At 69.3% G+C, this 26,489-nt stretch carries 28 protein-coding genes; 10 read left to right on the forward strand and 18 right to left on the reverse strand.

Going from position 1 to position 26,489, the window contains the following annotated elements:
* Positions 1–216: 216 nt before the first annotated feature.
* Positions 217–1,473 (forward strand): transcription termination factor Rho, encoded by a 1,257-nt coding sequence (gene rho, locus AMK58_RS00450; RefSeq protein ID WP_014238917.1) that lies wholly within the window; start codon positions 217–219, stop codon positions 1,471–1,473.
* Positions 1,474–1,615: 142 nt separating this feature from the next.
* On the opposite strand, the gene secB is transcribed toward rho, so the two are convergent.
* Entirely contained in the window at positions 1,616–2,113 is a 498-nt protein-coding gene (gene secB, locus AMK58_RS00455; RefSeq protein WP_035670309.1) for a protein-export chaperone SecB, read from the reverse strand.
* A 100-nt stretch (positions 2,114–2,213) separates the two neighbouring features.
* Positions 2,214–2,828: an FxsA family protein gene (locus tag AMK58_RS00460; protein ID WP_051140027.1), complete on the reverse strand. Its 615-nt coding sequence runs from the start codon at positions 2,826–2,828 to the stop codon at positions 2,214–2,216.
* 242 nt (positions 2,829–3,070) lie between these two features.
* Here AMK58_RS00460 and AMK58_RS00465 point away from each other — a divergent pair, with 242 nt between their 5' ends.
* The 3 genes from AMK58_RS00465 (at position 3,071) to AMK58_RS00475 (ending at position 5,927) form a co-directional block, all read left to right on the forward strand.
* Complete coding sequence (locus AMK58_RS00465; RefSeq protein ID WP_035670305.1) at positions 3,071–3,745, forward strand: Tim44/TimA family putative adaptor protein; 675 nt, start codon at positions 3,071–3,073, stop codon at positions 3,743–3,745.
* A gap of 13 nt (positions 3,746–3,758) precedes the next feature.
* Positions 3,759–4,964 (forward strand): murein transglycosylase A, encoded by a 1,206-nt coding sequence (gene mltA, locus AMK58_RS00470; RefSeq protein WP_035670303.1) that lies wholly within the window; start codon positions 3,759–3,761, stop codon positions 4,962–4,964.
* Between the two features lie 120 nt (positions 4,965–5,084).
* Entirely contained in the window at positions 5,085–5,927 is an 843-nt protein-coding gene (locus AMK58_RS00475; protein ID WP_035670301.1) for a DUF1206 domain-containing protein, read from the forward strand.
* Positions 5,928–6,023: 96 nt separating this feature from the next.
* Here AMK58_RS00475 and AMK58_RS00480 read toward each other — a convergent pair whose 3' ends face one another.
* Genes AMK58_RS00480 through hisB form a run of 7 tightly spaced genes read right to left on the reverse strand, consistent with a single transcriptional unit; the run spans position 6,024 to position 10,181 of the window.
* Entirely contained in the window at positions 6,024–6,392 is a 369-nt protein-coding gene (locus tag AMK58_RS00480; protein ID WP_014238910.1) for a histidine triad nucleotide-binding protein, read from the reverse strand.
* Positions 6,393–6,423: 31 nt separating this feature from the next.
* Complete coding sequence (locus tag AMK58_RS00485) at positions 6,424–6,759, reverse strand: phosphoribosyl-ATP diphosphatase (RefSeq protein WP_035670299.1); 336 nt, start codon at positions 6,757–6,759, stop codon at positions 6,424–6,426.
* Positions 6,752–7,537 carry an imidazole glycerol phosphate synthase subunit HisF gene (gene hisF, locus AMK58_RS00490; RefSeq protein ID WP_035670296.1) on the reverse strand — a complete coding sequence of 262 codons (786 nt, stop codon included), beginning with the start codon at positions 7,535–7,537 and terminating at the stop codon, positions 6,752–6,754. Before hisF ends, AMK58_RS00485 begins: the two co-directional genes overlap by 8 nt.
* Positions 7,537–8,301, reverse strand: a complete 765-nt coding sequence (hisA, locus tag AMK58_RS00495) for a 1-(5-phosphoribosyl)-5-[(5-phosphoribosylamino)methylideneamino]imidazole-4-carboxamide isomerase (RefSeq protein ID WP_035670291.1) — start codon at positions 8,299–8,301, stop codon at positions 7,537–7,539. The genes hisF and hisA overlap by 1 nt, the downstream gene beginning before the upstream one ends.
* A 14-nt stretch (positions 8,302–8,315) precedes the next feature.
* Positions 8,316–8,858 carry a GNAT family N-acetyltransferase gene (locus AMK58_RS00500; protein ID WP_035670288.1) on the reverse strand — a complete coding sequence of 181 codons (543 nt, stop codon included), beginning with the start codon at positions 8,856–8,858 and terminating at the stop codon, positions 8,316–8,318.
* A gap of 2 nt (positions 8,859–8,860) precedes the next feature.
* Positions 8,861–9,505 (reverse strand): imidazole glycerol phosphate synthase subunit HisH, encoded by a 645-nt coding sequence (hisH, locus tag AMK58_RS00505; protein ID WP_035670285.1) that lies wholly within the window; start codon positions 9,503–9,505, stop codon positions 8,861–8,863.
* Between the two features lie 52 nt (positions 9,506–9,557).
* Entirely contained in the window at positions 9,558–10,181 is a 624-nt protein-coding gene (hisB, locus tag AMK58_RS00510) for an imidazoleglycerol-phosphate dehydratase HisB (protein ID WP_035670281.1), read from the reverse strand.
* A 148-nt stretch (positions 10,182–10,329) separates the two neighbouring features.
* Between hisB and AMK58_RS00515 the strand changes: the two genes are divergently transcribed.
* The 4 genes from AMK58_RS00515 to AMK58_RS00530 all read left to right on the forward strand — a co-directional run bounded on the left by AMK58_RS00515 (position 10,330) and on the right by AMK58_RS00530 (position 15,809).
* Positions 10,330–11,886, forward strand: a complete 1,557-nt coding sequence (locus AMK58_RS00515; RefSeq protein ID WP_051140026.1) for a serine protease family protein — start codon at positions 10,330–10,332, stop codon at positions 11,884–11,886.
* An 84-nt stretch (positions 11,887–11,970) separates the two neighbouring features.
* Positions 11,971–12,519, forward strand: a complete 549-nt coding sequence (hslV, locus tag AMK58_RS00520; protein WP_014238902.1) for an ATP-dependent protease subunit HslV — start codon at positions 11,971–11,973, stop codon at positions 12,517–12,519.
* Between the two features lie 22 nt (positions 12,520–12,541).
* Positions 12,542–13,879 (forward strand): ATP-dependent protease ATPase subunit HslU, encoded by a 1,338-nt coding sequence (gene hslU, locus AMK58_RS00525; protein WP_035670278.1) that lies wholly within the window; start codon positions 12,542–12,544, stop codon positions 13,877–13,879.
* Positions 13,880–14,180: 301 nt separating this feature from the next.
* On the forward strand, positions 14,181–15,809 hold the full coding sequence (locus AMK58_RS00530) for an ABC-F family ATP-binding cassette domain-containing protein (protein ID WP_035670275.1): 1,629 nt from the start codon (positions 14,181–14,183) through the stop codon (positions 15,807–15,809).
* Here AMK58_RS00530 and AMK58_RS00535 read toward each other — a convergent pair.
* The 6 genes from AMK58_RS00535 to AMK58_RS00560 all read right to left on the reverse strand — a co-directional run bounded on the left by AMK58_RS00535 (position 15,769) and on the right by AMK58_RS00560 (position 21,532).
* The gene (locus AMK58_RS00535) at positions 15,769–17,310 is read right to left on the reverse strand and encodes a sensor histidine kinase (RefSeq protein ID WP_059398473.1); all 1,542 of its coding nucleotides are present in this window, start codon (positions 17,308–17,310) and stop codon (positions 15,769–15,771) included. The two genes, AMK58_RS00530 and AMK58_RS00535, sit on opposite strands and share 41 nt — an antisense overlap.
* A 167-nt stretch (positions 17,311–17,477) precedes the next feature.
* Positions 17,478–17,882, reverse strand: a complete 405-nt coding sequence (locus tag AMK58_RS00540) for a helix-turn-helix domain-containing protein (RefSeq protein ID WP_035670271.1) — start codon at positions 17,880–17,882, stop codon at positions 17,478–17,480.
* Positions 17,883–17,894: 12 nt separating this feature from the next.
* Positions 17,895–18,479, reverse strand: coding sequence for a Smr/MutS family protein (locus tag AMK58_RS00545; protein ID WP_059398474.1), 585 nt, complete (start codon positions 18,477–18,479; stop codon positions 17,895–17,897).
* Positions 18,480–18,601: 122 nt separating this feature from the next.
* A complete protein-coding gene (locus AMK58_RS00550; protein WP_035670247.1) occupies positions 18,602–19,288 on the reverse strand; it encodes a LutC/YkgG family protein in 687 nt (228 codons plus the stop codon).
* Between the two features lie 2 nt (positions 19,289–19,290).
* Positions 19,291–20,742, reverse strand: coding sequence for a LutB/LldF family L-lactate oxidation iron-sulfur protein (locus AMK58_RS00555; RefSeq protein ID WP_035670244.1), 1,452 nt, complete (start codon positions 20,740–20,742; stop codon positions 19,291–19,293).
* A gap of 4 nt (positions 20,743–20,746) precedes the next feature.
* Complete coding sequence (locus AMK58_RS00560) at positions 20,747–21,532, reverse strand: (Fe-S)-binding protein (RefSeq protein ID WP_014238892.1); 786 nt, start codon at positions 21,530–21,532, stop codon at positions 20,747–20,749.
* A gap of 339 nt (positions 21,533–21,871) precedes the next feature.
* Between AMK58_RS00560 and AMK58_RS00565 the strand changes: the two genes are divergently transcribed.
* On the forward strand, positions 21,872–23,185 hold the full coding sequence (locus AMK58_RS00565) for a methyl-accepting chemotaxis protein (protein WP_104675366.1): 1,314 nt from the start codon (positions 21,872–21,874) through the stop codon (positions 23,183–23,185).
* A 61-nt stretch (positions 23,186–23,246) separates the two neighbouring features.
* Here the strand turns inward: AMK58_RS00565 and AMK58_RS00570 are convergent, their stop codons facing one another.
* Complete coding sequence (locus tag AMK58_RS00570; RefSeq protein ID WP_035670241.1) at positions 23,247–23,846, reverse strand: LysE/ArgO family amino acid transporter; 600 nt, start codon at positions 23,844–23,846, stop codon at positions 23,247–23,249.
* A 108-nt stretch (positions 23,847–23,954) separates the two neighbouring features.
* Here AMK58_RS00570 and AMK58_RS00575 point away from each other — a divergent pair, with 108 nt between their 5' ends.
* Positions 23,955–24,839 carry a LysR family transcriptional regulator ArgP gene (locus AMK58_RS00575; protein ID WP_059398475.1) on the forward strand — a complete coding sequence of 295 codons (885 nt, stop codon included), beginning with the start codon at positions 23,955–23,957 and terminating at the stop codon, positions 24,837–24,839.
* 3 nt (positions 24,840–24,842) lie between these two features.
* Here the strand turns inward: AMK58_RS00575 and znuB are convergent, their stop codons facing one another.
* Both znuB and znuC read right to left on the reverse strand, forming a co-directional pair.
* The gene (znuB, locus tag AMK58_RS00580) at positions 24,843–25,631 is read right to left on the reverse strand and encodes a zinc ABC transporter permease subunit ZnuB (RefSeq protein ID WP_038530258.1); all 789 of its coding nucleotides are present in this window, start codon (positions 25,629–25,631) and stop codon (positions 24,843–24,845) included.
* Positions 25,624–26,436 (reverse strand): zinc ABC transporter ATP-binding protein ZnuC, encoded by an 813-nt coding sequence (znuC, locus tag AMK58_RS00585; protein WP_196813087.1) that lies wholly within the window; start codon positions 26,434–26,436, stop codon positions 25,624–25,626. Before znuC ends, znuB begins: the two co-directional genes overlap by 8 nt.
* Between the last annotated feature and the right edge of the window lie 53 nt (positions 26,437–26,489).

Here is a 26,489-nt window from a genome sequence, read left to right on the forward strand (position 1 = left end):
CGGCGTTCCGCTAACCATCTTTCCCACCACGGGGCGGCAAGCCTCGCGGACACCCATCCCACATCCGCCGTTCCGTCCCTCCCCAACGATCTGGGCGCGACGTCCGACAGGCATTCCCAGCCTTCAGCGCCGTTCGACGCTCAACCGACGCACCCTGCGCCGGCCCGGGACCTCTGGCACTCCCCCTCGCATGACCGATTCCCTTAAGGCACCCCCATGCATCTCCAAGAGCTGAAGTGCAAGAGCCCCGCCGAACTGCTGGCGTTCGCGGAGGAACTGCAGATCGAGAACGCCAGCACGCTGCGCAAGCAGGACATGATGTTCGCCATCCTCAAGCAGCTGGCGGAAAACGATGTCCCGATCTACGGCGACGGCGTGCTCGAGGTTCTTCAGGACGGCTTCGGGTTCCTGCGCTCGCCGGAGGCCAATTATCTTCCCGGCCCCGACGACATCTACGTCAGCCCCAGCCAGGTGCGCCGCTTCAGCCTGCGCACCGGCGACACGGTCGAGGGGCAGATCCGCGCGCCCAAGGATGGCGAGCGCTACTTCGCCCTTCTCAAGGTCAACACGATCAACTTCGATGCGCCGGACAAGGTCCGCCACCGCATCAACTTCGACAACCTGACCCCGCTCTATCCGGAAGAGCGGCTGCGCATGGAAGTCGACGACCCGACCAAGAAGAACTACACGGGCCGCATCATCGACCTCGTGGCGCCGCTGGGCAAGGGCCAGCGCGGGCTGATCGTCGCCCCGCCGCGCACGGGTAAGACCGTGATGCTGCAGAACATCGCCCATTCCATCGCGACCAACCACCCGGAAGCCTATCTGATCGTCCTGCTGATCGACGAGCGTCCGGAAGAGGTGACCGACATGGCCCGCTCCGTGCGGGGCGAGGTCATCAGCTCCACCTTCGACGAGCCGGCGACCCGCCACGTTCAGGTCGCCGAGATGGTCATCGAGAAGGCCAAGCGGCTGGTCGAGCACAAGCGCGACGTGGTCATCCTGCTGGACTCCATCACCCGTCTGGCCCGCGCCTACAACACCGTCGTTCCCTCCTCGGGCAAGGTGCTGACCGGCGGCGTGGACGCCAACGCGCTGCAGCGCCCGAAGCGCTTCTTCGGTGCGGCCCGCAACATCGAGGAGGGCGGCTCGCTGACCATCATCGCGACCGCGCTGATCGACACCGGCAGCCGCATGGACGAGGTGATCTTCGAAGAGTTCAAGGGCACGGGCAACTCGGAGATCGTGCTGGACCGCAAGCTCTCCGACAAGCGCACCTTCCCGGCCATCGACATCTCCAAGTCGGGCACCCGCAAGGAGGAGCTGCTGGTCGACAAGGGCACCATCTCGAAGATGTGGATCCTGCGCCGCATCCTGATGCCGATGGGCGTGACCGACGCGGTGGACTTCCTGGTCGATAAGCTGAAGCACACCAAGTCGAACTCGGAATTCTTCGAATCCATGAACCAGTAGTCGGTGGTTTCCTCTCCCCCGTCCGGACGAAGGGTGGGGGAGGGCACGAAAAAAGGCGGGAGGCCCCGGTGGAGCCTCCCGCCTTTTTGTTTGTCCGAAACCGAATGGCCCGGATCGGAACGCTGCCGTCAGAACCGCCGTATCAGAACGGCGACTGCGGCGCCTCTTCGGCCTGGGCCTGCTGGCCGGCGGTCTGGCGGCGGTACAGGTCGACGAAGTCGATCGGGTTGATCATCAGCGGCGGGAAGCCGCCGTCCTGGGTGCAGCCGGCGACGATGGCGCGGGCGAAGGGGAACAGCATCCGCGGCGCCTCGATCAGCAGCACCGGGCGATGATGCTCCTGCGGCAGGCCCGGAAGCTGGAACAGGCCGCCATAGGCGACCTCGACCAGGAAGGCGGTCGCCTCGGCCTGCTTGGCCTCGCAATGCAGCTTCAGCACGACCTCGTAGACGTCCTCGCCCATCGGCTGAACCTGCACGTCCACGCCGATGTTGACCTGCGGCTGCGGCTGGCCGGGCAGCAGGCTCTGCGGGGCGTTGGGGTTCTCGAAGGACAGGTCCTTCACATACTGCGCCAGCACATGCATCGGCAGCGACGAGGCGGCTTCCTGATCTTGACCGTTGATCTGCTGATCGGACATGGACAACTCCTGGCCGCTGGGCGGCATCACGATGGAAAGGTCTTCAAGACCCGCTGGCTAGCACGGAAACGCTGGCTCCACAAAGTGAAACCGCTGCGTTTCACCCGCGGTCGTTGCGGTGGGGCGAACCGGGCGGCGCCCAGCGGGAGTCGCCGAGCTTGGGCATGTCGTCGGGCCCGTCGCGCCCGTCGCGGTCCGCCGGACCGCCGCTTCCCGGACGGCCGCCGTCGGGGTCGACCTCCTGGTAATCGACGTCGATCACCCCTGGCGGCGGGCGGTTGCGCGGGTGACCGTCCGACCCGGCGGGGCCGCTGCTGCTCCAGCTCCGGCCCCCCATGCGGCCCCCCATCTGGTAGGACGCGACCCCCTTCATACGGTCGAACAGCCAGCGGCCCAAGGCGTTGCGGATCGGGCGCACGAACAGCAGGAGTCCGACGATGTCCGTCAGGAAGCCGGGGATGATCAGCAGCAGGCCGGCGACGACGACGCAGAAGCCCTCGAACACCGCGCCGACCGGGCTCTCGCCGCGCTCCGCCGACGCTTGCGCGCGCTTCAGCACGGACAGGCCCTGCCAGCGGATCAGGACGGACCCGAGGATGGCGGACAGGATGACCAGCCCGACCGTCGGACCGGCGCCGATCCAGTCGCCGACCTCGATGAAGGTCGCGATCTCCGCGATCGGCAGCAGAAGGAACAACAGCAACAGTGGATTCATGGCCGTCCTTGCTCTTTCAACCCCAAGGGCCTATCTACACCAGGGTACGCACCCGATCTTTGGTTGGAAGAACAGCTCCGGCACGGGTCATCGGGTGGAATCCTCGGCGGAGAGAGCGAGCAGGGACTTGGTCCCGGCACCGTTCCGGTACACTTAATGCTCACCCGCCGGAGGGTCCAGTAGTGGATCAAGCGGGGCCGGTGATTTCGGGGCCGGCCTTCAGTCACCCGGAAGGATGGATGATGGGAGATGGGTTTGTGTTCGTCGAGATCCTGATCTTCGCGATGATCGCGGCGTTTCTCGTGTACCGGCTGCGCAGCGTGCTCGGCCGGCGCACCGGTGAGGAACGTCAGCGGCCGAACCCCTTCACGGCCCGCCCCAACAACCAGCCCGACAACGTGGTGGCGATGCCCAACCGCGAGCGGCCCGTGCCGAACGCCGCCCCGTCGCCCGACGAGCCGGTGTCGCTGGCCACCGCGCTGGAGCAGATCAAGGCCGCCGACCCCAGCTTCGACGAGAAGTATTTCCTGCAGGGCGCCCGCGGCGCCTTCCAGATGATCGTGGAGGCCTTCGCCAAGGGCGACACGGCCACGCTGCGCCCGCTGCTCTCGGACGAGGTCTACGACAACTTCGCTCGTGCGGTGCGCGAGCGCCAGTCGGCCGGCGAGACGCTGGAAACCCGCATCGAGACGATCACCGACGCCGACGTGGTGGAGGCCCGCATGGACGGCCGCACCGCCCTGGTCACGGTGAAATTCGTGTCGGAGCAGATGAACGTCGTGCGCAACAGCGCCGGCGCCGTGGTGGACGGCGATCCGAACAGCGTGGTCGAGGCCGTGGACGTCTGGACCTTCGCCCGCAACACCCGCGCCGGCGACCCGAACTGGGCGCTCGTCGAAACCCGCACCCCTCAATGACCGATCGGTTCTGATGCTGTCTCTTCCGGTTGTTCGTCTCAGCGCCGCGGCAGTCCTTGCCGCGGCGTTTCTCATTGGCTGCGAGCGGAAGGAGGAGGAGGCCAAGGCGCCGCCTCCGCCTCCGCCCGAGAAGCTGGTCCTCACCCCCGTCGCCTTCGCGGCGCTGCCCGGCTGGAGCGCCGACCGCGTGGCGGAGGCCGTCCCGGCCTTCCAGCGCTCCTGCGCGAAGGTCAAGGCGCTGGCCGCCGACCGCTCCATCGGCCCCGACGGGGTCGGCGGCAAGGCGGCGGACTGGCAGGCCCCTTGCGCCGAGCTGGCCAAGCTGCCGCCCGGCGACGACGCGGCGGCCCGCGCCTATTTCGAGACGTGGTTCACCCCCTACGCCGCGGCCAACAACGAGGAGCGGCGCGGCCTCTTCACCGGCTATTACGAGGTCGAGCTGAAGGGCAGCCGGACGCCGGACCCGGCCTTTCCGGTGCCGCTCTACAAGCGCCCCGCCGATCTGGTGATGGTCGATCTCGGCGAGTTCGCCGACCGCTGGAAGGGCGAGCGCACCGCCGGGCGGGTCACCGCGGGCCGGCTGAAGCCCTTCGAGGACCGCGCGGCCATCGAGGCTGGGGCGCTGAGCGGCAAGGGGCTGGAGCTGGTCTGGCTGCAGGACCCCATCGCCACCTTCTTCCTGCACATCCAGGGGTCGGGCCGGGTCAGCTTCCCCGACGGAACGGAGACGCGCGTCGGCTACGCCGCCCAGAACGGCCACAAATACGTGGCCATCGGGCGGGAGCTGATCGACCGCGGCGCCCTGAAGCGCGAGGAGGTGTCGCTCCAGACCATCCGCGCCTGGTTGCAGGCCAACCCCGGCGAGGCGGCGGCGCTGATGAACAAGAACCCGTCCTACGTCTTCTTCCAGGAGCTGAAGGGGGAGGGGCCGAACGGCGCCCAGAATGTCGCCCTGACGCCGGGGCGCAGCCTCGCCATCGATTCCAAGTTCCTGCCCTACGGCGTGCCGGTCTGGCTGGACGCCGAGGACCCGCTGGACGCCCAGACGCGGCTGCGCCGCCTGCTGATCGCCCAGGACACCGGCGGTGCCATCCGCGGCCCGGTCCGCGGCGACGTCTTCTGGGGTCACGGTCCGGAGGCGGAGGAGAAGGCCGGCGTGATGAAGAGCGCCGGGGAGTATTACGTCCTGTTGCCGAAGACCGTCGCCCCGGCAAGCTGATCGGCGTCTCTTTCCTCCCGCCGAGGAACCGAAGCGCAGCGGCTTCGGTTGTGTCAACCACCGCCGATCCTGGTCGTTCCGGCCAACGGCGGCTCTGGTTGACACACGGGGGAGGGGGCCATGACCCCGCTGCAACGGCACATCGACAGGCTCAACGAAATCGAAGGGCTGGCGCGGCTCGGCTACGCCGCGCGCGGCCTCGTCTATCTGATCGTCGGCTGGTTCGCCGTCACGGCGGCCTACGGCAGCAACCGGCCGACCGACACCAAGGGCGCGTTGGTCGAGCTGTTCCAGAACCCCTTCGGTTCGGTCCTGCTGGCGCTGACCGCGCTCGGTCTGGCCGGCTACGCGTTGTGGCGGGTCATGCAGGCGGTGCTGGACGTCGACCATGTCGGGACCTCGCCCAAGGGGCTGGTGGTCCGCGCCGGCTTCATCGTCGCCGGGGTGATCCACGCCGGTCTGGCGATCTTCGCCATCAAGCTGCTGGCCGGGCAAGGCGGCGGGCGCGGCGACGGCGAGACAGCGGCGCACGACTGGACGGCGTGGCTGCTGGCCAAACCGATGGGCCGCGTCCTGGTCGCCGCGGTGGGGGTCGCCATCATCGGTGCGGCCGTCGCCCACGCCGTCAAGGCCTACAAGGCCAGCTTCCGCCGCGAGCTGAACGCCGACCCGGACACCATGAAAGTCATCTGTCCGATCGGCCGCTTCGGCTTCGCCGCCAAGGGGCTGGTCTTCGCGGTGGTCGGCAGCTTCTTCCTGGTGGCGGCGTGGCAGTCGGACTCGTCGGAGTCCGGCGGGCTGCTCAAGGCGCTGCAGTTTCTCCAGCAGCAGCCCTACGGCCCCTGGCTGCTCGGGGTGGTGGCCGCCGGGCTGTTCGCCTTCGGTGCCTTCAGCGTCGTCCAGGCCGTCTACTGCCGCATCGACGGCGAAGCGGCGGAGCGGCAGATCCGCGCCATGGTGTGAGCGAAAAGAACCGGACCAAAAGAAAAGGGCGCCGGGGGTTTCCCCCGCGCCCTTCTGTTTCAGGCCGATGTTTCACGTGGATCGCCACGCCGAGGCTCACCCCTTGGTGATCATCGGACCGAGGCGGCGGCCGGCGAAGACGTGGATGTGCAGGTGCGGAACCTCCTGGTTCGCGTCCTCGCCGCAGTTGGACAGGATGCGGTAACCGGGCTCGGCGGCGCCGGCGCCGCGCGCCACCTCGCCGACCGCGCGAAACAGGCCGGCGATCTCCGCCTCCGTCGCGCGGGCGCTGAAATCGTCCATGTCGACGTAGGCGCCCTTGGGGATCACCAGGATGTGCGTCGGGGCCTGCGGGTTGATGTCGTGGAAGGCCAGAGCGTGCTCGGTCTCCAGGACCTTCTTGCACGGGATTTCGCCGCGCAGGATGCGGGCGAAGACGTTGTTCGGATCGTAGGTCTTGGCCATCGCGTCGTTTCCCCTTCCGCCTTGATGTTCTTTAAGACTTGCGCGCGTTCTTCTCGGCGATGCCGCTGGTGCCCTCGCGCTGGGCCAGCTTCTCCCACACCGCGGCGGGCTCCAGCCCGGCGTCGGCCCACAGCACCATCAGGTGATAGAGCAGGTCCGCCGATTCCGAGGCCATGGCCGCCTTGTCGCCGCGCACCGCCTCGATGACCGTCTCCACCGCTTCCTCGCCGACCTTCTGGGCGATCTTGGCGGTGCCGCGGTGGAACAGCTTGGCGGTGTAGGAGGTCTCCGGATCGGCGCCCTTGCGCGCCTGGACGGTGGCGTAGAGCCGGTCCAGGACCGCGGCGGAGATCTTGTCCTCAGCCATGTGCGGCCTCCGCCATGCGGGCCGGGCGCACCGGAATGCCGGCCTCGGCCAGCGCCGCCTTGGCCTGCCCGATGGTGTAGGTGCCGAAATGGAAGATGGAGGCCGCCAGCACCGCCGTGGCGTGGCCCTCACGGATGCCCTCCACCAGATGGTCCAGGGTGCCGACGCCGCCCGACGCGATCACCGGTATGCGCAGCCCGTCGGCCACCTTGCGGGTCAGGGCGAGGTCGAAGCCGCTCTTGGTGCCGTCGCGGTCCATCGAGGTCAGCAGGATTTCGCCGGCCCCGTAGGACTCCATGCGCTTGGCCCACTCGATGGCGTCGATGCCCGTGGCCTTGCGCCCGCCGTGGGTGAAGATCTCCCAGCGGCCTGGCTCGACCTGCTTGGCGTCGATGGCGACGACGATGCATTGGGCGCCGAACTTCTCCGCCGCCTCTTGGACGAACTCCGGACGGTGGATGGCCGCGGTGTTGATCGACACCTTGTCGGCGCCGGCCAGCAGCAGCTTGCGGATGTCGTCCACCGTGCGCACGCCGCCGCCGACGGTCAGCGGCATGAACACCTGCTCGGCGGTGCGGCGCACCACGTCGTAGATGGTGTCGCGGTTCTCGTGGCTGGCCGTGATGTCGAGGAAGGTCAGCTCGTCCGCCCCTTCCCGGTCATAGACGCGGGCCTGCTCCACGGGGTCGCCGGCGTCGATCAGATCGACGAAGTTGACCCCCTTGACGACCCGCCCGTCCTTGACGTCCAGGCAGGGGATGACGCGCATCTTGAGCATCAGCCGGCCTTTCCGGTGACGGGGGTGCCAGAAACGGAAACGGATGAGAGGAGATCAAGCGCCGTCTTCGGATCGATGCGCCCGTCGTAGAGCGCGCGGCCGCAGATGACGCCCTGGATGCCGGTGTCCTCCTCCTTCTTCAACGCGATCAGATCGTCGATGGAGGAAACGCCGCCCGACGCGATCACCGGGGTGGTCAGGTGGAAGGCGAGGTCGGAGGTCGCCTCGACGTTCACGCCGCCCATGGCACCGTCGCGGTTGATGTCGGTGTAGATGATGGCGGCGACGCCGCTGTCCTCGAACTTCAGCGCCAGATCCAGCGCCTTGATGGTCGAGGTCTCGGCCCAGCCGGCGACCGCCACATAACCCTCGCGCGCGTCGATGCCCACGGCGACCTTGCCGGGGAACTCCCGGCAGGCTTCGCGGACCAGTTCCGGCTCGCGCAAGGCGACGGTGCCCAGGATGACGCGGCTGACGCCCTTCTCCAGCCACAGGGCGATGGTCTTCAGGTCGCGGATGCCGCCGCCCAACTGCACCGGAACGGTCACGGCGCCCAGGATGCTCTCGACCGCCTTGCCGTTGACCGGCTTGCCTTCAAAGGCGCCGTTCAGATCGACCAGATGCAGCCATTCGAAGCCCTGGCTTTCGAACAGGCGGGCCTGGTCGGCGGGTTCGGTGTTGAAGACGGTCGCCTGGCTCATCTCGCCGCGCAGCAGCCGAACGCAGGCACCGTCTTTGAGGTCGATGGCGGGATAGATGATCATCGCGGTGTCTCGTCCTATGGCGTGTCGTGAAGCGTGTCGGGGGTGAGGTCTTTCACATAGAAATGTCCGGCCAGCCTTTTGCCGTCCACCAGCGCATAGAAGGGATGCGTGCCCCAACGGCGGAAGCCCAGATCCTCGTACAGCGTGATGGCTGCGCTCTGGGTTTCGCGCACATCGAGGTTCAGCACGCGGAAGCCGGACGCCCGCGCCTCCTCCTCCACCGCCACGGTCAGGCGGCGGGCCAGCCCGTGGCCGCGCGCCCAGGGGGCGACGAAGCTGGTGGTCAGGGTGGCGGCGTGGGCCTGCGCCTCGTTGTTGCGGGCCGGCTTCACCAGCTGGGCGGAGCCGGCGATGACGCCGTCCAGCCGGCCGACGAACAGGATGCGTTCCGGCACCACCAGAACGCCCTTCCAATAGCGTTCCATGATTTCGCGGGCGGGCGGCGCCACCCAGCCGAAGCCGCCCCCCGCCTTGACGGCGTCGTCGGCGGCGTCGCACAGGTCGTGCAGATCGCCGGTCTTCAGCGTGTCGATGCGCTCGACCGTGACGTCGGTCATCGTCAGACCCGCCAGGTCAGGAAGTTGGCGACCAGGGCGAGGCCGGTCTCCTGGCTCTTTTCCGGGTGGAACTGGGTGCCGACCAGATTGTCGCGTCCGACCACCGCTGCGAAAGGCCCGCCGTAATCGGCGCTGGCGATCACGTCCTCCGGCCGCTCCACGGCGAAGCGGTAGGAGTGGACGAAGTAGGCGTGCGCCCGCTCCGGCAGGCCGGCCAGCACCGGGTGCTCCCGGCGGATGTCCAGCTCGTTCCAGCCCATGTGCGGGATCTTCAGCGTCGGGTCGGCGGGCTCCAGCTTCACCACCTCGCCCTTGATCCAGCCCAGCCCCTCGGTCACGCCGTACTCGCGCCCGCGCTCCGCCATCAGCTGCATGCCGACGCAGATGCCCAGGAAGGGGCGGCCCTTGCCGTGCACCACCTCCTCCAACGCGTCGAGCATGCCGGGAACCTCCGACAGGCCGCGCTTGCAGTCGGCGAAGGCGCCGACGCCCGGCAGGACGACGCGGTCGGCCTTGCGCACGGCGTCGGCGTCGGAGGTCACCAGGACTTGGAAGGAGGCATGGCACCCCGCCGCCGCGCGCTCCAGAGCCTTGGCGGCGGAACGCAGGTTGCCGGAGCCGTAATCGATCAGCGCAACGGTTTCCATGAAACGAAAGCCTTCAGCAGAGACCCGGCCTTGTCGAAGCCGCCGGTTTTTTTCAGAGGGAGCCGCCCAGCGTCCCTTTGGTCGAGGGCACGGCGTCGCGCTTGCGCGGGTCGATTTCGATCCCGGCCCGCAGCGCGCGGGCAAGCGCCTTGTAGCAGCTTTCCACGATGTGGTGGTTGTTCTCGCCATAGAGGCATTCGACGTGCAGCGTCACGCCCGCGGCCATGGCGAAGGCCTGGAACCACTCGCGGAACAGCTCAGTGTCCATGTCGCCGATCTTGTCGCGGCTGAAGGACACCTTCCAGATCAGGTAGGGCCGGTTGGAGAAGTCGAGCGCGACGCGGGTCAGCGTCTCGTCCATCGGGACGTAGGCGTGGCCGTAGCGCTGGATGCCCTTGCGGTCGCCCAGCGCCTTCGCCACCGCTTGGCCGATGGCGATGCCGCTGTCCTCGGTCGTGTGGTGGGCGTCGATGTGCAGGTCGCCCTCCGCCGCCACCGACAGGTCCATCAGGCTGTGGCGCGACAGCTGCTCCAGCATGTGGTCGAGGAAGCCGACGCCGGTCTTCACGTCATAGACGCCGGTGCCGTCCAGATTCACGGCGACCCGGATCCGGGTTTCGGTGGTGTTCCGCTCGATCGAGGCGCGGCGGACGCCATTGGCAAGGCTCTGGTCCATGAGTCCGGGTTTTATCAGGAAGCGCGCGGGCGCGCCAGAGGTGCCGCCTCCGAAAACGCCTATGACCGTCGGTCGCGATGCCGCATAATGCGTGTGTGTGCATGGTCGTGTGCACGCTCAACGCGCATAATGGGATATGCCATCGGACATGCCGACGCCCGGACGCCTTTTCCTGTCCCTCGCGGCCCTGCTGGTGCTGGCCGCCTGCATGGGCGGGGAGCTGCCGCAGACCCGCAAATCCCCACCCGTCGCCCGCGGTTCGACGGAGCCGGTCCGCTTCGACGGCCTCTCGCTCGGCTCGATGCGGCGGGGCATGGTGACGGGGCGCTATGTCTGGGCGCTGGAGTGCTGGCCGCCCTATGAGGACGTCTATTGGACCAGCGGGCGCAGTCTGCACGAGAATTCCACCTTTCAGGAGCGCTTCGCCGAGGTTCTGACCGACGCCGGCTACGACGTGGCGGGCGTCCAAGGCAGCGACTACGAGGCGGAGTTCGATCGCAAGCGCGCCCGCTACATCCTGCGCGGCGACCTGCGCGCGGTGAACAGCGACCTGTGCCGCCGCCGGAGCTGGCTGACAGGGAGCAGCGAGGGGGTGTCCGGCATCGGTAGCCTGCGGGTCGACTGGGCGGTCTACGACGCCGTGACGGGCCGGCTCGTCCACCGCGTCACCACGACGGGGGTGGCCCGCAAGGACAGCGGCGTGCCGCAGGGCGACGTTCTGCTGATCGAGGAGGCCTTCGGCACGGCGGTGGAGGCGCTGGGCGCCGACCCCGGCTTCCGCGCCGCGGTGTCGCGGGGCGGGGCGATAGCGTCAAGTGGCGCTGCCATAGTGTCAAGTGGGTGGGGAGGAGTGTCAACCGCCCATCCGGGAGCGTCAAGTGCGGCCCCGGTAGTGTCAAGTGGGGTGGTGGGAGTGTCAAGTGCACCCACGGGTGCGTCAAGTGGCCCGGCTGTGGTGTCAACCGCGACGGTTGATCCTGGCGGCGCGTCCGGCGGACCGGCACCTTTTCTGGAGAAAACCCGCCCGCCGACCTTGATTCTGCGCATCGCCGACCCGCTCCAAGGCTACGCCGACGATCCCGCCGCCCGCGTGTCCGCCGCCACGGTTCGCGTCGGACCGGACGAGCGCAAAGGCCGGGGAATCGTGCTGGGGGAACTGGACGGCCAGTCGCTTCTGCTGACGCTCGACGCCGGGCCGGACGCGACCGTCACCGTCGCGCCGTCCCGCGGGGTGTCGCTGGACGGAACGGTGATGGCGCGCGACGTTCCGGGCGGAATCGCCCTGATCCGCGTGCCGGCCCGGCTGCGCGCGGCGCCGCTGCGTCTGGACATCCCGGCGGTCAGCGAGCCGGTGACAGCGGTCCTGGAGCGGGGCGACGACACGGCGGCGGGCATTCTGGCGGCCCGGCGCCCCGATCCGCAAGCCGCGCCGGGGGTGGAGGCGACGCTGCTCCAGGCCGATTTGACCGGGCCGGACGCGGCGCCGGGCGACGCGCTGGTGGACGAGGCGGGCAACCTGCTGGGCGTCGCCCGTTCCGGTCCGCCGCCGGGTGGCGGGCACGGCCTGTCCGCCTTCGTCCCGGTGATGGAGGCGCTGGCCCGCCTGGGGGTTGAGATGACGCAGCTTGCTCCCCGGCCAATTCCACCACATGGTAGGCCGCCCCATGACGCCAGACTTGACGGGACCCGCCGTCCCCCCACATAGACCCGTGTTCCGATGTGCCTATATCGGCCGGGTTCGCGCCGGGCCGTTCGGGCACGGGCGCCTCTTCCTTAGACCACGGTCCCGATGACTTCCCACGATCCCATCCAGTGGCACGGCACCACCATCCTCTCGGTCCGCAAGAACGGGCAGGTGGTCATTGCCGGCGACGGCCAGGTGTCCGTCGGCCAGACGGTCATGAAATCGAACGCCCGCAAGGTGCGCTGGCTCGCCGGCGGCACGGTGATGGGCGGCTTCGCCGGCGCCACCGCCGACGCGCTGACCCTGTTCGAGCGGCTGGAGACCAAGCTGGAGAAGCACCCCGGCCAGCTGCTGCGCGCCTGCGTGGAGATGGCCAAGGACTGGCGCACCGACCGCTACCTGCGCCGGCTGGAGGCCATGATGGCCGTGGCCGACCGCAACGTCAGCCTGATCCTGACCGGCAACGGCGACGTGCTGGAGCCGGAGGACGGCCTCATTGGCATCGGCTCCGGCGGCGCCTACGCCCTGTCGGCGGCGCGCGCGCTGGTCGACGTCGATGGTCTGGACGCGGAGGCCGTGGCCCGCAAGGCGATGAAGATCGCCGCCGGCATCTGCGTCTACACCAACGAGAACGTCACGCTTGAAAAGCTCTAACCCTCAGACCGGGTCCCACGCCATGTCCGCCCCCAGCATCGCCGCCGCCACCGCCGCCTTCAGCCCGCGCGAGATCGTCTCCGAACTCGACCGCTACATCGTCGGCCAGCACGAGGCCAAGCGCGCGGTCGCCATCGCGCTGCGCAACCGCTGGCGCCGCCAGCAGCTCCCCGAGGGGCTGCGCGAGGAGGTTCTGCCCAAGAACATCCTGATGATCGGCCCGACCGGCGTCGGCAAGACGGAGATCGCCCGCCGTCTGGCGAAGCTGGCCCAGGCACCCTTCCTGAAGGTCGAGGCGACCAAGTTCACCGAGGTCGGCTATGTCGGCCGCGACGTCGAGCAGATCGTCCGCGATCTGGTGGAGGCCGCCATCGGCCTGACCAAGGAGCGGCTGCGCAAGGAAGTGGCTGCCAAGGCCGAGCTGCGCGCCGAGGAGCGCGTGGTCGACGCGCTGTGCGGCGAGAACGCCAGCCCGGAGACGCGGCAGAAGTTCCGCAAGATGCTGCGCGAGGGCACACTGAACGACCGCGAGATCGAAATCCAGGTGGCCGACACCGCCGGCGGCCTGCCGACCTTCGACATCCCCGGCATGCCGGGCGCCCAGATGGGCATGCTCAACCTGAACGACATCTTCGGCAAGGCGATGGGCGGGCGCACCAAGTCCCGGCGCATGTCCGTCGCCGAGAGCTACACCGTCCTGATGGCGGAAGAGTCGGACAAGCTGCTGGACCAGGAAAAGGTCGTTTCGGAAGCGATCCAGGCGGTCGAGCAGAACGGCATCGTCTTCCTCGACGAGATCGACAAGATCTCCGCCCGTTCCGACTACAAGGGCGGCGCCGACGTCAGCCGCGAGGGCGTGCAGCGCGACCTGCTGCCGCTGATCGAGGGCACGACGGTCAGCACCAAGCATGGCGCGGTGAAGACCGACCACATCCTGTTCATCGCGTCCGGCGCCTTCCACCTGTCCAAGCCGTCGGACCTGCTGCCGGAGCTGCAGGGCCGCCTGCCGATCCGCGTCGAGCTGAAGGCGCTGGAGCAGGACGATTTCCGCCGCATCCTGACCGAGCCGGAAGCCAGCCTGATCAAGCAGTACAAGGCGCTGCTGAAGACCGAGGAGGTCGATCTCGTCTTCACCGACGACGCCATCGACGAGCTGGCCCGCCTTGCCACCGAGATCAACGCCACGGTGGAGAACATCGGGGCGCGGCGCCTGCACACCGTCCTGGAAAGGCTGCTGGAAGACATCAGCTTCACCGCCAGCGACAAGGCCGGCCAGACCGTCACCATCGACGCGGAGACCGTCCGCGCCCAGGTCGGCGGCCTCGCCAAGAACGCCGACCTGTCGAAGTTCATTCTGTAGGGCGCGCTGCGGCTATCGCATTGAAGTCCCCTCTCCCCTCTGGGGAGAGGGTTAGGGTGAGGGGGTTGCGCTTGTGCCGGACGTACCGCCACGCGCAACCCCCTCACCGCCCGCTTCGCGGGCACCCTCTCCCCAGAGGGGAGAGGGCTATGAGAGTCCACCCGCCTTGATCGGCTTTCTTGATCGGCGGCCCGGCTGGCCTTAGGATGGTCGGCATCTCATCACGGCAGGATGCGTAGAACGATGGATTTCAACCCGACCGCAACGTCCGTTCGTTTCGTCTTCGGGGAAATCCGCGTCCATGCCTGCTTCCATCACACCGCCCGCCATCACCCTGGCGAACCTGTCCTGGTCCACGCCTGACGGGCGTCCCGTCCTATCCGACATCAGCCTGGGGTTCGGTCTTGAACGGACCGGGCTCGTCGGACGCAACGGCACCGGGAAATCGACTCTTCTCAAGCTGATGACGGGCGCGCTGCGCCCGCAATCCGGGACGGTGTCGGTCCGCGGCAGCCTGGGAATCCTGAATCAGAACCTGTCGGTGAGACCGGACGACACGGTCGCCGGGCTGTTCGGCGCGACCGCCATGCTGGACCTGCTGCGCCGCGCCGAGCGGGGCGACGCGGACGCCGACGCGCTGGCCGAGGTGGATTGGACGCTGGAAGGCCGCATCCGGTCGGCGCTCGGCCGGGTGGGGCTGGAGGCGGAGCCCGAGACGCCGCTGACCTGCCTGTCGGGCGGGCAGCGCACCCGCGCCGCCCTGGCTGCGGCGATCTTTCCGGAGCCCGATGTCCTGCTGCTGGATGAGCCGACCAACGATCTCGACCGCGAGGGGAGGGAGGCGGTCATCGGGCTGCTGGCCTCCTGGCGGGGCGGGGCGGTGGTGGTCAGCCACGACCGGAACCTGCTCGACCACATGGACGCCATCGTCGAGCTGACGTCCCTCGGTGCGACCCGCTATGGCGGAAACTGGAGCCACTACCGCGCCGCCCGGGCGCTGGCCCTCGACGCCGCTCGCCACGATCTGGCGGATGCCGAGAAACGCGTGGCGGAGGCGGCCCGGACGGCGCAGGCCACCGCCGAACGGAAGGCGCGCAAGGACCGGGCGGGGCAGCGGAAGGCGGCGAAGGGCGATCTGCCGCGCATCCTCCTTGGCGGCCGGAAGGAGCGCAGCGAGGCCACCGGCGGCGACAACGCCCGCCGCGCCGTCCAGCAGAAGGCCGACGCGCTCGACGCCGTGGCCGGCGCCCGCGCACGCATCGAAGTCCTTCAGCCGCTGTCGGTCGTGCTGCCGCCCACCGGCCTTCCGCCTGGCCGGACCGTGCTGACGTTCGATGGCGTCACCGCCGGCTACGAAGCGGGAAGGCCGGTCGTCCGCGACCTGTCCCTCACCATCACCGGGCCGGAGCGCGTCGCCGTCACCGGACCCAATGGATCGGGCAAGACAACGCTGCTGGCGCTCGTCGCCGGCCATCGCGCTCCCTGGTCCGGGACGGTCCGCGTCGTTGCCGGCGCCGTCATGCTCGACCAGCGGGTGAGCCTTCTCGATCCGTCGGCGACGATCCTGGACAATTTCCGGCGCCTCAACCCGCGGGAAGGGGAGAACGCCTGCCGGGCGTCGCTGGCCCGCTTCATGTTCCGCGCCGACGCCGCGTTGCAGCGCGTGTCGACCCTCAGCGGCGGGCAGACGCTGCGCGCCGGCCTCGCCTGCGTCCTCGGCGGTGCCGTCCCTCCGCCCCTGCTGATCCTGGACGAGCCGACCAACCACCTGGACATCGAGTCCATCGAAGCGGTGGAAGCCGGGCTGCGCGCCTATGACGGGGCGCTGCTGGTGGTCAGCCACGACGAGGCCTTCCTCGACGCCATCGGGCTCACACGCCGGCTGGACCTCACCAATCCGTCAGGAAACGCTCCTTCGGCAGGTGGATAACCACCGACGTGCCGGTCCCCTCCAGCGAGCGGATCTCCAGCCGGCCGCCGTGGCGTTCCACCAGCGACTTGGCGATGGACAGGCCGAGCCCGATGCCCTCGAACCGGCGGGCCAGAGAGGAGTCGCCCTGGAAAAAGGGCTGGAAGACGGTTTCCAGCCGGTCCTCCGGGATGCCGACGCCGCTGTCGAACACCTCGGCCACCAGGGCGCCCGCGGAGTCCACGCGGGCCGACACGCCGATGCGCCCGCCTTCGGGGGTGAACTTGATGGCGTTGGACAGAAGATGCAGCAAAACCTGCTTCAGCGCCCGCGGGTCGGCCAGCAGGGGCGGCAGCTCGCTGGCGATGTCGGCCTCGACGTGCAGCTTGCCGCGCTCCGCCCGCTTGGCGACCAGACGGACGCAGGACACCACCACGTCGCGGAAGTCGCAGAGCGCCTCTTCGACACCGACCTGACCGGCCTCGATGGTGGCCATCTCCAGCAGGTCGTTGATGTTGGCGAGCAGCAGCTCGCCCGACCGTTTGATCTCCGCCGCGAAGTTGACGTACATGGGGTTTTCCAGGGACCCCAGCATCTGCTGGTGGATCACGTCGGCGAAGCCCAGGATGCCGTTCAGCGGCGTGCGCAGCTCGTGGCTCATGTTGGCGAGGAAGGCGGTCTTGGCGCGGTTGGCCAGCTCCGCCGCCTCCTTGGCCTCGATCAGCGCCTGCTCGGCGGCCTTGAAGGCGCTGAGGTCGCGCAGCATCGCGACGAAGACGTGAAATCCCGGCAGGTCGATCTCCGACAGGGACAGCCAGATGACCATGGCGGTGCCGTCCCGCCGAAGGGCGGTCACCTCCCGTCCGACGCCGATGACCTGCCGCACCCCCGTCTCTTTGTAGCGGCGCATGTAGGCGCCGTGCTGCGCGGCCTCCTCCGGCGGCATCAGGATGGTGATGTGCTGGCCGGTCAACTCATCCGGATCGTAGCCGAGAAGCTGTTCCGCCGCCTGGTTGGCGGCCAGGATGACGCCGCGGGCGTCCACGGTCAGGATGGTTTCGACCGCCTGTTCCACGATGGCGCGGTTGCGCGCCTCGCTGCGCTGGAGTGCCTCGTCGGCGGCGCGGGCGGTCGTCACATCTTCGATCACCGCGGCGAGAGCGTGCACCCGCCCGTCGGGGCCGTTAAGGCGGGACGGGCGCATGGCGGCACGCATCACGCCGCCATCGGCGCGCAGAAACCGCTTCTCGAAGGGGGCCGGCGCCGCTTCGCCACGCATCACCCGGCCGAAGCGCAGGCTTTCCCAGGCCCAGTCCTCCGGGTGGGTGACGTCGGCCAGATGCCGACCGGCCATGTCCTGCGGGCTGTATCCCAGGCTGCGGGCGAAGGCGGGGTTGGCGGCCAGAATGCGCCCGTCCGGCGCGGCCACAACCATGCCGACCGATGCGTTGTCAAAGATGGAGCGGAACAGGGCGTCCGTGACACCGCCTCCCGGCATCATGGACCCGACCTCGGCGGTCATATGATAATTCCGTCTGGTCAAGCCTGGATGCGAGGGTATCCCGGATCGGATGGTAAGGGATTTGGCGCAGCGAAAGCGAACGCGAAACGTCCGGTTGCCTATGCCGAAGGTGCGACTGATTAACCCACAAGGCAAATCGGGGCGTTGCGACGCTCGCCCTGACCGTTCTACCGCCGCCGGGGAGCCGCCCGCCGCCGCACCGCCGCACCGCCGCGGGCGGGTGCCTCGTCCAACAGAAGGAGCAGCCGGTCCAGCGTTCCGTCGTCCAGGTCGTGGATGCGTTCGGCCAGCCGGTTCGCCAGCTTGGTCGCCTTCGGGTTGAGTCCGGCGGTGTCCACCGTCACGCGCGGGTGCGACAGGTCAGCCAGCCGCTCCAGCTCCTCCGCCTCGTCCCAGATGATGCCGAAATAGGCGCAGATCTGCCGGACGAGCTGGGCGGAGGGCTGGCCACGCTTGCCGTGCTCCAGCGCCGACAGATAGGCCGAGGAGATGTGCAGGTCCGCCGCCATCTGCTTGAGCGTCACGCTCTTGCCCTCGCGCAGCGCGCGGACCCGTTCGCCGAAGGGTGTCATCGCGGCCTCGTCCTAGCGGTGCCAGCCCTGATGCTGGTCGCGCCGCCGCTTGATGAGAACGTACAGCGCCCCATCGCCGCCGTGCCGGGGCTGCGCCGGGCGCACCGCCAGCACCAGCGGGCGCAGGGAGGCGTCGGCCAGCCAGCGCGGTACCGACTGGCGCAGCACGCCGGCCCCGCCGGTGTAGGTGCCCTTTCCGGTGATGACCAGCACGCAGCGCCGCCCCTCGTGCCAGGCGCGGTGGACGAAGCCGGACAGGGCGCCGTGGGCCTGCGCCTGGCTCATCCCGTGCAGGTCGATGCGCCCGTCGATCTCCATCTCGCCGCGCGAGAAGCGGTCGGCGGTGCGGCGGTCGATGTTGTCGAGGTTGCCGACCTTCAGCGGCGGCTGCGACGGGCGCCCGCCCTTCGGCACGCCGCCGCGCGGCGGCAGGGCGGGGGGAGGGGAGGCGGTGGTGGCGACCGGTTCCGGCTCGCCCGCGGGGGCGGCGGGAGGATCGGGATCCTCGACGATCCGGCCCGGCATCGGCTCCGCGTCGCGCATGGCGATCCGCCACAGCCGCCGTTCCTCGGTGGAGACCGAGCGGCGGCGGTTCATGACGGGGACCTCGGCGCGGCCCGTCCGGGCGCGCGGGTCGAAGGGCGGGGCGGATCAAACACGGTGAAACAGGGGTTCCGGCACGGACAACGCTCCGATAAACCCTTGAACGCTCAGCCGTGTCAATCCTCCACCAGCAGAATGTGAAGGCGCCGCGGCCCGTGGGCGCCCAGCTCGATCCGCATCTCGATGTCGCCGGTCCGCGACGGGCCGGTGATGAAGTTGACGGTGCGGGGCAGGGCGCCCTTTCCGCCACCATCCCCACCGGCGGCGCGCAGCCGGTCCCAGGCGTCCTCCATGGTGCCGACGATCTGGCCGCGCCGCAGCACGACGATATGAGTGTCGGGCAGGAAGTTCAGCGTGGTCGGCCGCTCGGCCCCGGACAGCAGCATCAGCGTGCCGGTTTCCGCCACCCCGGCGAAGGCGCCGGTCAGCGACGCCCCGTCGCTGTCGCGGGCCCGTCCCTTGGTCACGGTCATGGTCGGGCGCTGGTCCCAGGGGATGGGGTCCAGGGCGGCGTCCGGGGCGACGCGGACCTCGGCGGGCAGGTTCAGCCCGGCCAGATAGTCGGCCACGGCCCCCGGCACCTCGGCCATCCCGCCCAGCAACTCCACGGTCGCCGAAACCTCGGTGGCCATGGCGGCGAACAGCTCGACCTGCTCGTCATGGGGACGCTGGGCGCGGGCCGGGATCAGGTTGCGCGGGTGGGTGGCGAGCCTTTGGCGTGCCTCCTCGGACCCCTCGGCGGAATTCAGCGCCTTGCGGATGCCGCCCAGGATCTGGGCGCGGGCGGAGCCGGTGTCGGCCATGGTCAGCGCGTCCCCTTCTTTTCGGCCGCTTTCCTTTCGGCTGCCTTTTTCTGGGCCCACATCTGCTGGAAGGTCCTGCCCTCCGGCGCCGGCATGTCGCGGTGCCGGGTCCAGCCCTGGGCCAGCGGCAGGCTGGCGAAGCGTCCCTTGCCGCGGCCCAGCATCCCTAGCGCCCGCACCGCCATGCGGGTGGCGGCGTGATAGAGCGCCGGGCGCCGGGCGAACCAGCCCCACAGGGCCAGCCCCCGGCGCATGGCGGCGGGTTGGAGATTCTGTTCGAACTCCTTTTCCCGCCAGTGGCGCATCATCTTGGGCAGTGGGATGCGCATCGGGCAGACCGCCTCGCACCGCCCGCAGAAGGTCGAGGCATTGGGCAGGTGCCCGGCCTCCTTCACCCCCAGCAGCGCCGGCTGCATCACCGACCCGATCGGCCCCGGATAAACCCAGCCGTAGGCGTGGCCGCCGACCGATCCGTAGACCGGGCAGTGGTTCATGCAGGCGCCGCAGCGGATGCAGCGCAGCACGTCCTGGAACTCGGTGCCGAGCAGCGCCGACCGCCCGTTGTCGAGCAGCACGACGTGGAACTCCTCCGGCCCGTCGAGGTCGCCGGGACGGCGCGGCCCGGTGGAGAAGGTGGTGTAGGCCGACGCCTCCTGGCCCGTCGCGGAGCGCGCCAGCAGGCGCAGCACCAGCGCCGCGTCCTCCAGCGTCGGCACCACCTTGTCGATGGTGGCGATCACCACATGGACGCGCGGCAGGATCTGGGTCAGGTCGCCGTTGCCCTCGTTGGTGACGATGACGGTCGAGCCGGTCTCCGCCACCATGATGTTGGCGCCGGTGATGCCGACGTCGGCCTGCTGGAACTTGCGGCGCAGCACCTGCCGCGCCTCGGCGATCAGCACCTTGGGCTCGTCCAGCACGCGGTCCGCCGGCAGGTCGGTGTGGGCTTGGCGGAAGGTGCCCTCCACGTCCGCCTTGGACAGGTGGAAGGCCGGGGCGATGATGTGGCTGGGCGGCTCGCGGCGGAGCTGGATGATGTATTCGCCGAGATCCGTCTCGATGGGGGTCAGGCCGTTGGCTTCCAAGTAGTCGTTGATCCCGATCTCCTCGGAGATCATCGACTTGCCCTTGGTGACCGTCTTCGCCCCGACCTTGCGGCAAATGCCCAGGATGGCGTCGCGCGCCTCCTGGTCGGTGCGGCACCAATGCACATGGCCGCCCTGCTCGGTGACCTTGGCCTCGAAGGCCTCCAGATAGGTGTCGAGGTTGGCCAGCACGTGGTTCTTCAGGTCGCGGCCCTGGTCGCGGAGATCCTCGAACTCCGGAAGCCGGTCGGCGGCCTGTTTGCGGCGGTTGACGAAGCCGGCCGGCGCAATGGCCAGGACCTTCTGAAGCCGCTCGTCGCTCAGCGCCTTGCGGGCGTTCTCGGGAAAGGCGTGGGTGGTCGGCTGCATGGCGTTATGCCCTCCCACTTTTTATGGGCTCACCGATGGGAGGGGTGTCGGTGACGCCGGCCAGCACCTCCGCGACATGGCGCACGCGGACGGCGGAACCCTCGCGCTTCAGCTTGCCCGCCATGTTGAGCAGGCATCCCATGTCGCCGGCCAGCAGCGTGTCGGCCTTGGTGCCTGCGATGTCGGCGGTCTTGGCCTCCACCATGCGGTTGGAGATGTCCGGGTATTTGACGCAGAAGGTGCCGCCGAAGCCGCAGCAGACCTCCGCCCCCGGAAGCTCGTTCAGCGTCAGCCCCTCGACCTTGGCAAGCAGGCGGCGCGGCTGCTCCTTGACGCCCAGCTCGCGCAGGCCCGAACAGCTGTCGTGGTAGGTGATCGTGCCGTCGTAGCGCGCGCCGGTGTCCGTCACCCCCAGCACGTCGGTCAGGAAGGACACCAGCTCGTGCGTGCGCGCCGACAGGTGGCGGGCGCGCGCCGCCCAGGCCGGATCGTCGGCCAGAAGCTCCGGATAATGCTTGCGGATCTGCCCGGCGCAGGAGCCGGAGGGGACGACCACGTGATCGAACCCCTCAAAGGCGGCGATGGTGCTGCGGGCGAGATCGCGGGCGGTGGCGCGGTCGCCGGCGTTGAAGGCGGGCTGGCCGCAGCAGGTCTGGGACGCCGGCACCTCGACCGTGCAGCCGGCGTCTTCCAGCAGCTTCACCGCGGCGAAGCCGACCGTCGGGCGGTAGACATCGACGAGGCAGGTGACGAACAGCCCCACTCGGGGGGCGGGGCGGGTGTCGGCCATGGTGTCCTGTTCTTCTTGTGTGCTTAACCCCTCACGGTGGCGACTGTAGGTCGTCCCGCCGGTGATGGCAACGGGCCGGGCCGGCGGCGTCCGATCGCGGCATGCCGCTTGTCGAAGGGTCCCTGCACAACCAAAGGTGAAAAAGATAAACATACAGAAAGCGAAACAAACAATAAGGCAGGCATGCTTTCTGTTTCAAAAAGATGGAAGAAGCTTTTACCAAAATGAAATCTAAATTCACATATCGTGTGTATACGAAAACAGTCCGGCCGATCAATTCGGTCATGGGGATCATCCGGAAGTTGTAGCGATTATCGTGTGAGGGGAAGGGGCAAGTCAATGAGTCTGATGGGATTTTTCCGGGGTGGGTCCAAGGGCGGCAACGGGCGCGGTGCTGAACTGGCCGAGCTGACCGAAGCGCTCGACCTCTATGGCAACCACGCCGGCGTGGGCCTGTGGGACGCCGTGTTCCACAACGGCGACCCGGCGCATCCGCAGAGCCGCTGGACCTGGTCCGGGCAATTCCGTCGCCTGCTCGGCTTCGAGGGCGAGCAGGATTTCCCGAACCTGATGACCTCCTGGTCGGACCGCCTGCATCCGGACGACAGCGCCCCGACCTTCGCCGCCTTCGGCGCCTTCCTGGCCGACGCCAGCGGCCGCACGCCCTTCAACGTGCGCTACCGCGTGAAGATGCGCGACGGCTCCTACCGCTGGTTCCGCGCCATCGGCGGCTGCCGGCGCAACGCGGCCGGTTTGGCGCTGCGCGCCTGCGGTTCGCTGATCGACGTCCAGGAGGAGGAGGAGATGCGCCAGCGTGCCGCCTCCCTCGCCGCCGACTTCGACGCGAAGGTCAGGAGCGTGGTGCAGGCGGTGTCCGGCAGCTCGGCCGACATGCAGGGCGTGTCGCGCCAGCTCGGCGCCCTGTCGGAACGGTCGACCCGCCAGAGCGCGGAGGCGGCCAGCGCCACCGCCCAGGCGGCGTCCAACGTCCAGGCGGTCGCCGCGGCGGCGGAGCAGCTCTCCGCCTCCATCGGGGAAATCGGACAGCAGGTCGAGCGGTCGGTCGCCATCGCCCGCGAGGCGGTGTCGCGCACCGAGCAGATCGGCGGCACCGCCGACAGCCTCGCCCAGTCGGCGCAGCTCATCGGCGACGTGGTGAAGCTGATCCAGGGCATCGCCGGCCAGACCAATCTGCTGGCGCTCAACGCCACCATCGAGGCCGCAAGGGCCGGCGAGGCGGGCAAGGGCTTCGCCGTGGTGGCGAGCGAAGTGAAGAGCCTCGCCAACCAGACGGCCAAGGCGACCGAGGACATCTCCGCCCAGATCGCCGGCATCCAGGCGGCGACCAACCAGACGATCGGCGCCATCCAGGGCATCGGCGAGACGATCCGGTCGATCAACGAGATCTCCACCACCATCGCCTCGGCCGTGCAGGAGCAGGCGGCGGCGACCCAGGAGATCTCCAACAACGTCGCCCAGGCCGCCCGCGGCACCGACGAGATCGCCCGCAGCATCGAGGCGGTCAGCGTGGCGGCGAACGAGACGGCGCAGGCCTCCAGCCTCGTCATCCGCTCCTCGTCCGACCTGTCCGGCCAGTCCGACAGCCTGAAGCATCAGGTCGAGACCTTCCTGCAGGCGCTGAAGGCGTCCTGACGACCGGACCGGCGCGGGGAAGGGGGATCTCCGCGCCGGCCCCCTATCGACGTTCCATCGCTCAGGCGACCAGATTCACCGCGATCGCGCACATGACGAGGCCGATTCCGGTGTCGAGCGCCCGCCACGCGCCGGGTCGGGCGAAGACGGGCCGCAGCAGACGTGCGCCGTAGCCCAGCGCGAAGAAGAACAGGAGGGACGCGGTCATCGCCCCCAGCGCGAAGGCGTGCTTGCCCTCGGCGAACTGGGTGGACACCGACCCGACCAGCACCACCGTGTCCAGATAGACGTGCGGGTTCAGCCAGGTCAGCGCCAGGCAGGTCGCCAGCGTTGCGCCGAGCCCTGCCGGGACCGCCGAAGCCGGGTCCAGCGCACCGCCCGCCCGCCAAGCCGAGCGGAAGCTGCGCAGCCCGTAGACCAGCAGGAAGGCCGCCCCGGCGTAGCGGGTCGCCGTCTCCAGCCAGGGCAGCCATTGGGCGGCTTGGGCGAAGCCGCCGACCCCGGCCAGGATCAGCAGGGCGTCCGAGACCGCGCAGGTCGCGCAGACGGCCAGCACATGCTCCCCGCGCAGGCCCTGGCGCAGCACGAAGGCGTTCTGCGCGCCGATGGCGACGATCAGGCTGAGACCCAGCAGAAGGCCGGGAAGGAAGGCGGAGAGCATGGCGGCCCCATTCGTTGGCGATATCGGTGGCGGAGGCCGTTCCCCTACCATCGCCGCCCGGATTAGAATAACTAAAGTCCCTTATCCTGATTAAGGAACGCTAATCTCATGCTGGACTACGCCCTGCTCGCCGCGCTGGCCGCGGTGGTCCGCACTGGCAGTTTCGAGCGGGCGGCGGCGCAGCTCCACGTTACCCCCTCCGCCGTGTCGCAGCGGGTGAAGCTGCTGGAGGAGCGGATGGGGACGATTCTGGTGGTGCGCGGCTCGCCCTGCACCGGCACCCCCGCCGGCCTGCGGCTGAGCCAGCACGCGGAGCGGGTGGCCCTGCTGGAAAGCGAGCTGCGCGACGGGCTTCCCGGCCTGCCGCAGGACGGGCCGGCGGTGACGGTGCGCATGGCGGTCAACGCCGACAGCCTCGCCACGTGGTTCGTCGCCGCCATGGCCGGGACGCCGGACGTGCTGTTCGACCTCGTCCTCGACGACCAGGAGCACAGCGCCGACTGGCTGCGCCGGGGGGAGGTTCTGGCGGCGGTGACGTCCGGCGCCCAGCCGGTGCAGGGCTGCGACAGCACCCCGCTGGGTGCCTTGCGCTACGTGGCGACGGCCAGCCCGGACTTCCTGCGCTGGCATTTCCCCGATGGGGTGGCGGCGGCGGCTTTGGCCCGCGCGCCGCGCCTGACCTACAACAGCAAGGACCGGCTGCAGACGCAGTGGACCCGGCAGGCCTTCGGGGTGGAGATCGCCTCGCCGACCCACTGGATGCCCTCCACCCACGCTTTCGTGGACGCGGCGCTGGCCGGGCTCGGCTGGGGGATGAATCCGGAACCGCTGGTCTCCGATGCCCTGCGCGACGGGCGGCTGGTGGCGCTGGTGCCGGACCAGCCGCTCGACGTGCCGCTGTTCTGGCAGCGCAGCCGGATCGCCAGCCGCACCCTGGCCGACATCACGCGCTCGGTGTTGACGACGGCGCACGCCCAGTTGACGCAAGTCTGACGCTCACCGGTTCGCCGCCGGCACCATCATGCTTGCCAGGAAGAGGGCGGCGGCGGCGACCACGATGCTCGGCCCGCCCGGCAAATCCCAGTTCAGGGAGGAGAGCAGGCCGCCCAGCACCGCGGCGATCCCGAAGACCGAGGCCAGGGCGGCCATCGCCTCCGGTGTGCGGGAGAAGCGGCGGGCCGCCGCCGCCGGGATGATGAGGAGGGAGGTGATGAGCAGAATGCCGACGATCTTCATCGCCGCTGCGATGACCAGCGCGATCAGCAGCATGAAGGCCAGCCGCAGCGCCTCCACCGGCATCCCCTCGACCCGCGCCAGATCCTCGTCCACCGTCACCGCCAGCAGCCGCCGCCACAGCAGCAGCAGACCGCCCAGCGCCGCCGCGCCGCCGGTGTAGATCCAGGCGAGATCGCCGGTGGTGACGCTCAGGATGTCGCCGAACAGATAGGCGACCAGATCGACGCGCAGCGTCTCCAGGAAGGCGATGGCGACGAGGCCCAGCGACAGCGACGAATGCGACAGGATGCCCAGCACGGTGTCCGTGGCCAGCGCGCGGCGCCGCTGCAGCCCGACCAGCGCCAGCGCCAGCGCGACGCAGACGCCGACCACGCCGATCAGCGGGTTGACGCCCAGCAGGAAGCCCAGCGCCACCCCCAGCAGGGCGGAATGGGCCAGCGTGTCGCCGAAATAGGCCATGCGCCGCCACACCACGAAGGACCCCAGCGGGCCGGCGACCAGGGCGATGCCGCAGCCGGCGGCGAGCGCGCGCAGAACGAAATCATCCATGGCAGCAGTCCCCGTCATGGCCGGGCACCACGGCGCCGTCGCTGGCGTGCGCGTGGTCGTGGTGATGGACATAGACGGCCAGCGCGTCGGCGTGGCCGCCGAACAGGGCGCGGTATTCCGGGTGGCGCCGCACATCCTCCGGCGCGCCCTGGCAGCAGACATGGCCGTTCAGGCAGAGCACGCGGTCGGTGCGCGCCATCACCGTGTGCAGATCGTGGCTGACCAGCAGCACGCCGCAGCCGCGGCTGCGGCGCAGCGTCTCGATGCGCCCGAACAGTTCGGCCTGCCCATGGACGTCCACCGCCTGGTCGGGCTCGTCGAGCACCAGAAGCTCGGGATCGCCCAGTAGGGCGCGGGCCAGCAGCACGCGCTGCATCTCCCCGCCGGAGACCGTCTGGACCGGGCTGGCGGCGAGGTGGGAGACGCCGGCCTCCTCCAGCGCGTCGGTGATGCGCGCGTCGGTCACCGGGCGCCACAGCGCCAGGAAGCGGCGGACGGTCAGCGGCAGGGTTGCGTCGACGGTCAGGCGCTGCGGCATGTAGCCGATGCGCAGGCCCTTGCGGCGCTCCACCATCCCGGATGAAGCGCGGACGAGGCCCAGCACGGCGCGCACCAGCGTCGTCTTGCCCGCACCGTTGGGGCCGATCAGCGTGACGATCTCGCCGGGCCGCACCTCCAAATCCACGCGGTCGAGGATCGTCCGCCCGCCCAGCCGCACCGTCAGACCCTTGGTGTCGACCAGGGGAGGGGCCAGGGACGGAATCGGCGAACGGGCCGCGTGATGAGCCCCGTGATGGATTGACATGTTATGTTATAACGTGACATTGCTGGAAACGAAGACAGCTATGCGCCGGAAAG

This window comes from Azospirillum brasilense, from assembly GCF_001315015.1.
Classification (GTDB): domain Bacteria; phylum Pseudomonadota; class Alphaproteobacteria; order Azospirillales; family Azospirillaceae; genus Azospirillum; species Azospirillum brasilense.

Bases quoted from the DNA above. Each gene is read 5' to 3' on its own strand.
- AMK58_RS00575 (WP_059398475.1), top strand. From the start codon at position 23,955: ATGCTGGACTACGCCCTGCTCGCCGCGCTGGCCGCGGTGGTCCGCACT.
- znuC (WP_196813087.1), bottom strand. From the start codon at position 26,436: ATGTCAATCCATCACGGGGCTCATCACGCGGCCCGTTCGCCGATTCCG.
- mltA (WP_035670303.1), top strand. From the start codon at position 3,759: ATGCTGTCTCTTCCGGTTGTTCGTCTCAGCGCCGCGGCAGTCCTTGCC.
- hslU (WP_035670278.1), top strand. From the start codon at position 12,542: ATGTCCGCCCCCAGCATCGCCGCCGCCACCGCCGCCTTCAGCCCGCGC.
- AMK58_RS00480 (WP_014238910.1), bottom strand. From the start codon at position 6,392: ATGGCCAAGACCTACGATCCGAACAACGTCTTCGCCCGCATCCTGCGC.
- AMK58_RS00545 (WP_059398474.1), bottom strand. From the start codon at position 18,479: ATGAACCGCCGCCGCTCGGTCTCCACCGAGGAACGGCGGCTGTGGCGG.
- AMK58_RS00485 (WP_035670299.1), bottom strand. From the start codon at position 6,759: ATGGCTGAGGACAAGATCTCCGCCGCGGTCCTGGACCGGCTCTACGCC.
- hisH (WP_035670285.1), bottom strand. From the start codon at position 9,505: ATGGAAACCGTTGCGCTGATCGATTACGGCTCCGGCAACCTGCGTTCC.
- hisB (WP_035670281.1), bottom strand. From the start codon at position 10,181: ATGGACCAGAGCCTTGCCAATGGCGTCCGCCGCGCCTCGATCGAGCGG.
- AMK58_RS00565 (WP_104675366.1), top strand. From the start codon at position 21,872: ATGAGTCTGATGGGATTTTTCCGGGGTGGGTCCAAGGGCGGCAACGGG.
- znuB (WP_038530258.1), bottom strand. From the start codon at position 25,631: ATGGATGATTTCGTTCTGCGCGCGCTCGCCGCCGGCTGCGGCATCGCC.
- hisA (WP_035670291.1), bottom strand. From the start codon at position 8,301: ATGATCATCTATCCCGCCATCGACCTCAAAGACGGTGCCTGCGTTCGG.
- AMK58_RS00540 (WP_035670271.1), bottom strand. From the start codon at position 17,882: ATGACACCCTTCGGCGAACGGGTCCGCGCGCTGCGCGAGGGCAAGAGC.
- AMK58_RS00535 (WP_059398473.1), bottom strand. From the start codon at position 17,310: ATGACCGCCGAGGTCGGGTCCATGATGCCGGGAGGCGGTGTCACGGAC.
- AMK58_RS00465 (WP_035670305.1), top strand. From the start codon at position 3,071: ATGGGAGATGGGTTTGTGTTCGTCGAGATCCTGATCTTCGCGATGATC.
- AMK58_RS00515 (WP_051140026.1), top strand. From the start codon at position 10,330: ATGCCGACGCCCGGACGCCTTTTCCTGTCCCTCGCGGCCCTGCTGGTG.
- hisF (WP_035670296.1), bottom strand. From the start codon at position 7,537: ATGCTCAAGATGCGCGTCATCCCCTGCCTGGACGTCAAGGACGGGCGG.
- AMK58_RS00530 (WP_035670275.1), top strand. From the start codon at position 14,181: ATGCCTGCTTCCATCACACCGCCCGCCATCACCCTGGCGAACCTGTCC.
- AMK58_RS00475 (WP_035670301.1), top strand. From the start codon at position 5,085: ATGACCCCGCTGCAACGGCACATCGACAGGCTCAACGAAATCGAAGGG.
- AMK58_RS00570 (WP_035670241.1), bottom strand. From the start codon at position 23,846: ATGCTCTCCGCCTTCCTTCCCGGCCTTCTGCTGGGTCTCAGCCTGATC.
- AMK58_RS00460 (WP_051140027.1), bottom strand. From the start codon at position 2,828: ATGAATCCACTGTTGCTGTTGTTCCTTCTGCTGCCGATCGCGGAGATC.
- AMK58_RS00555 (WP_035670244.1), bottom strand. From the start codon at position 20,742: ATGCAGCCGACCACCCACGCCTTTCCCGAGAACGCCCGCAAGGCGCTG.
- secB (WP_035670309.1), bottom strand. From the start codon at position 2,113: ATGTCCGATCAGCAGATCAACGGTCAAGATCAGGAAGCCGCCTCGTCG.
- AMK58_RS00560 (WP_014238892.1), bottom strand. From the start codon at position 21,532: ATGGCCGACACCCGCCCCGCCCCCCGAGTGGGGCTGTTCGTCACCTGC.
- hslV (WP_014238902.1), top strand. From the start codon at position 11,971: ATGACTTCCCACGATCCCATCCAGTGGCACGGCACCACCATCCTCTCG.
- rho (WP_014238917.1), top strand. From the start codon at position 217: ATGCATCTCCAAGAGCTGAAGTGCAAGAGCCCCGCCGAACTGCTGGCG.
- AMK58_RS00500 (WP_035670288.1), bottom strand. From the start codon at position 8,858: ATGACCGACGTCACGGTCGAGCGCATCGACACGCTGAAGACCGGCGAT.
- AMK58_RS00550 (WP_035670247.1), bottom strand. From the start codon at position 19,288: ATGGCCGACACCGGCTCCGCCCGCGCCCAGATCCTGGGCGGCATCCGC.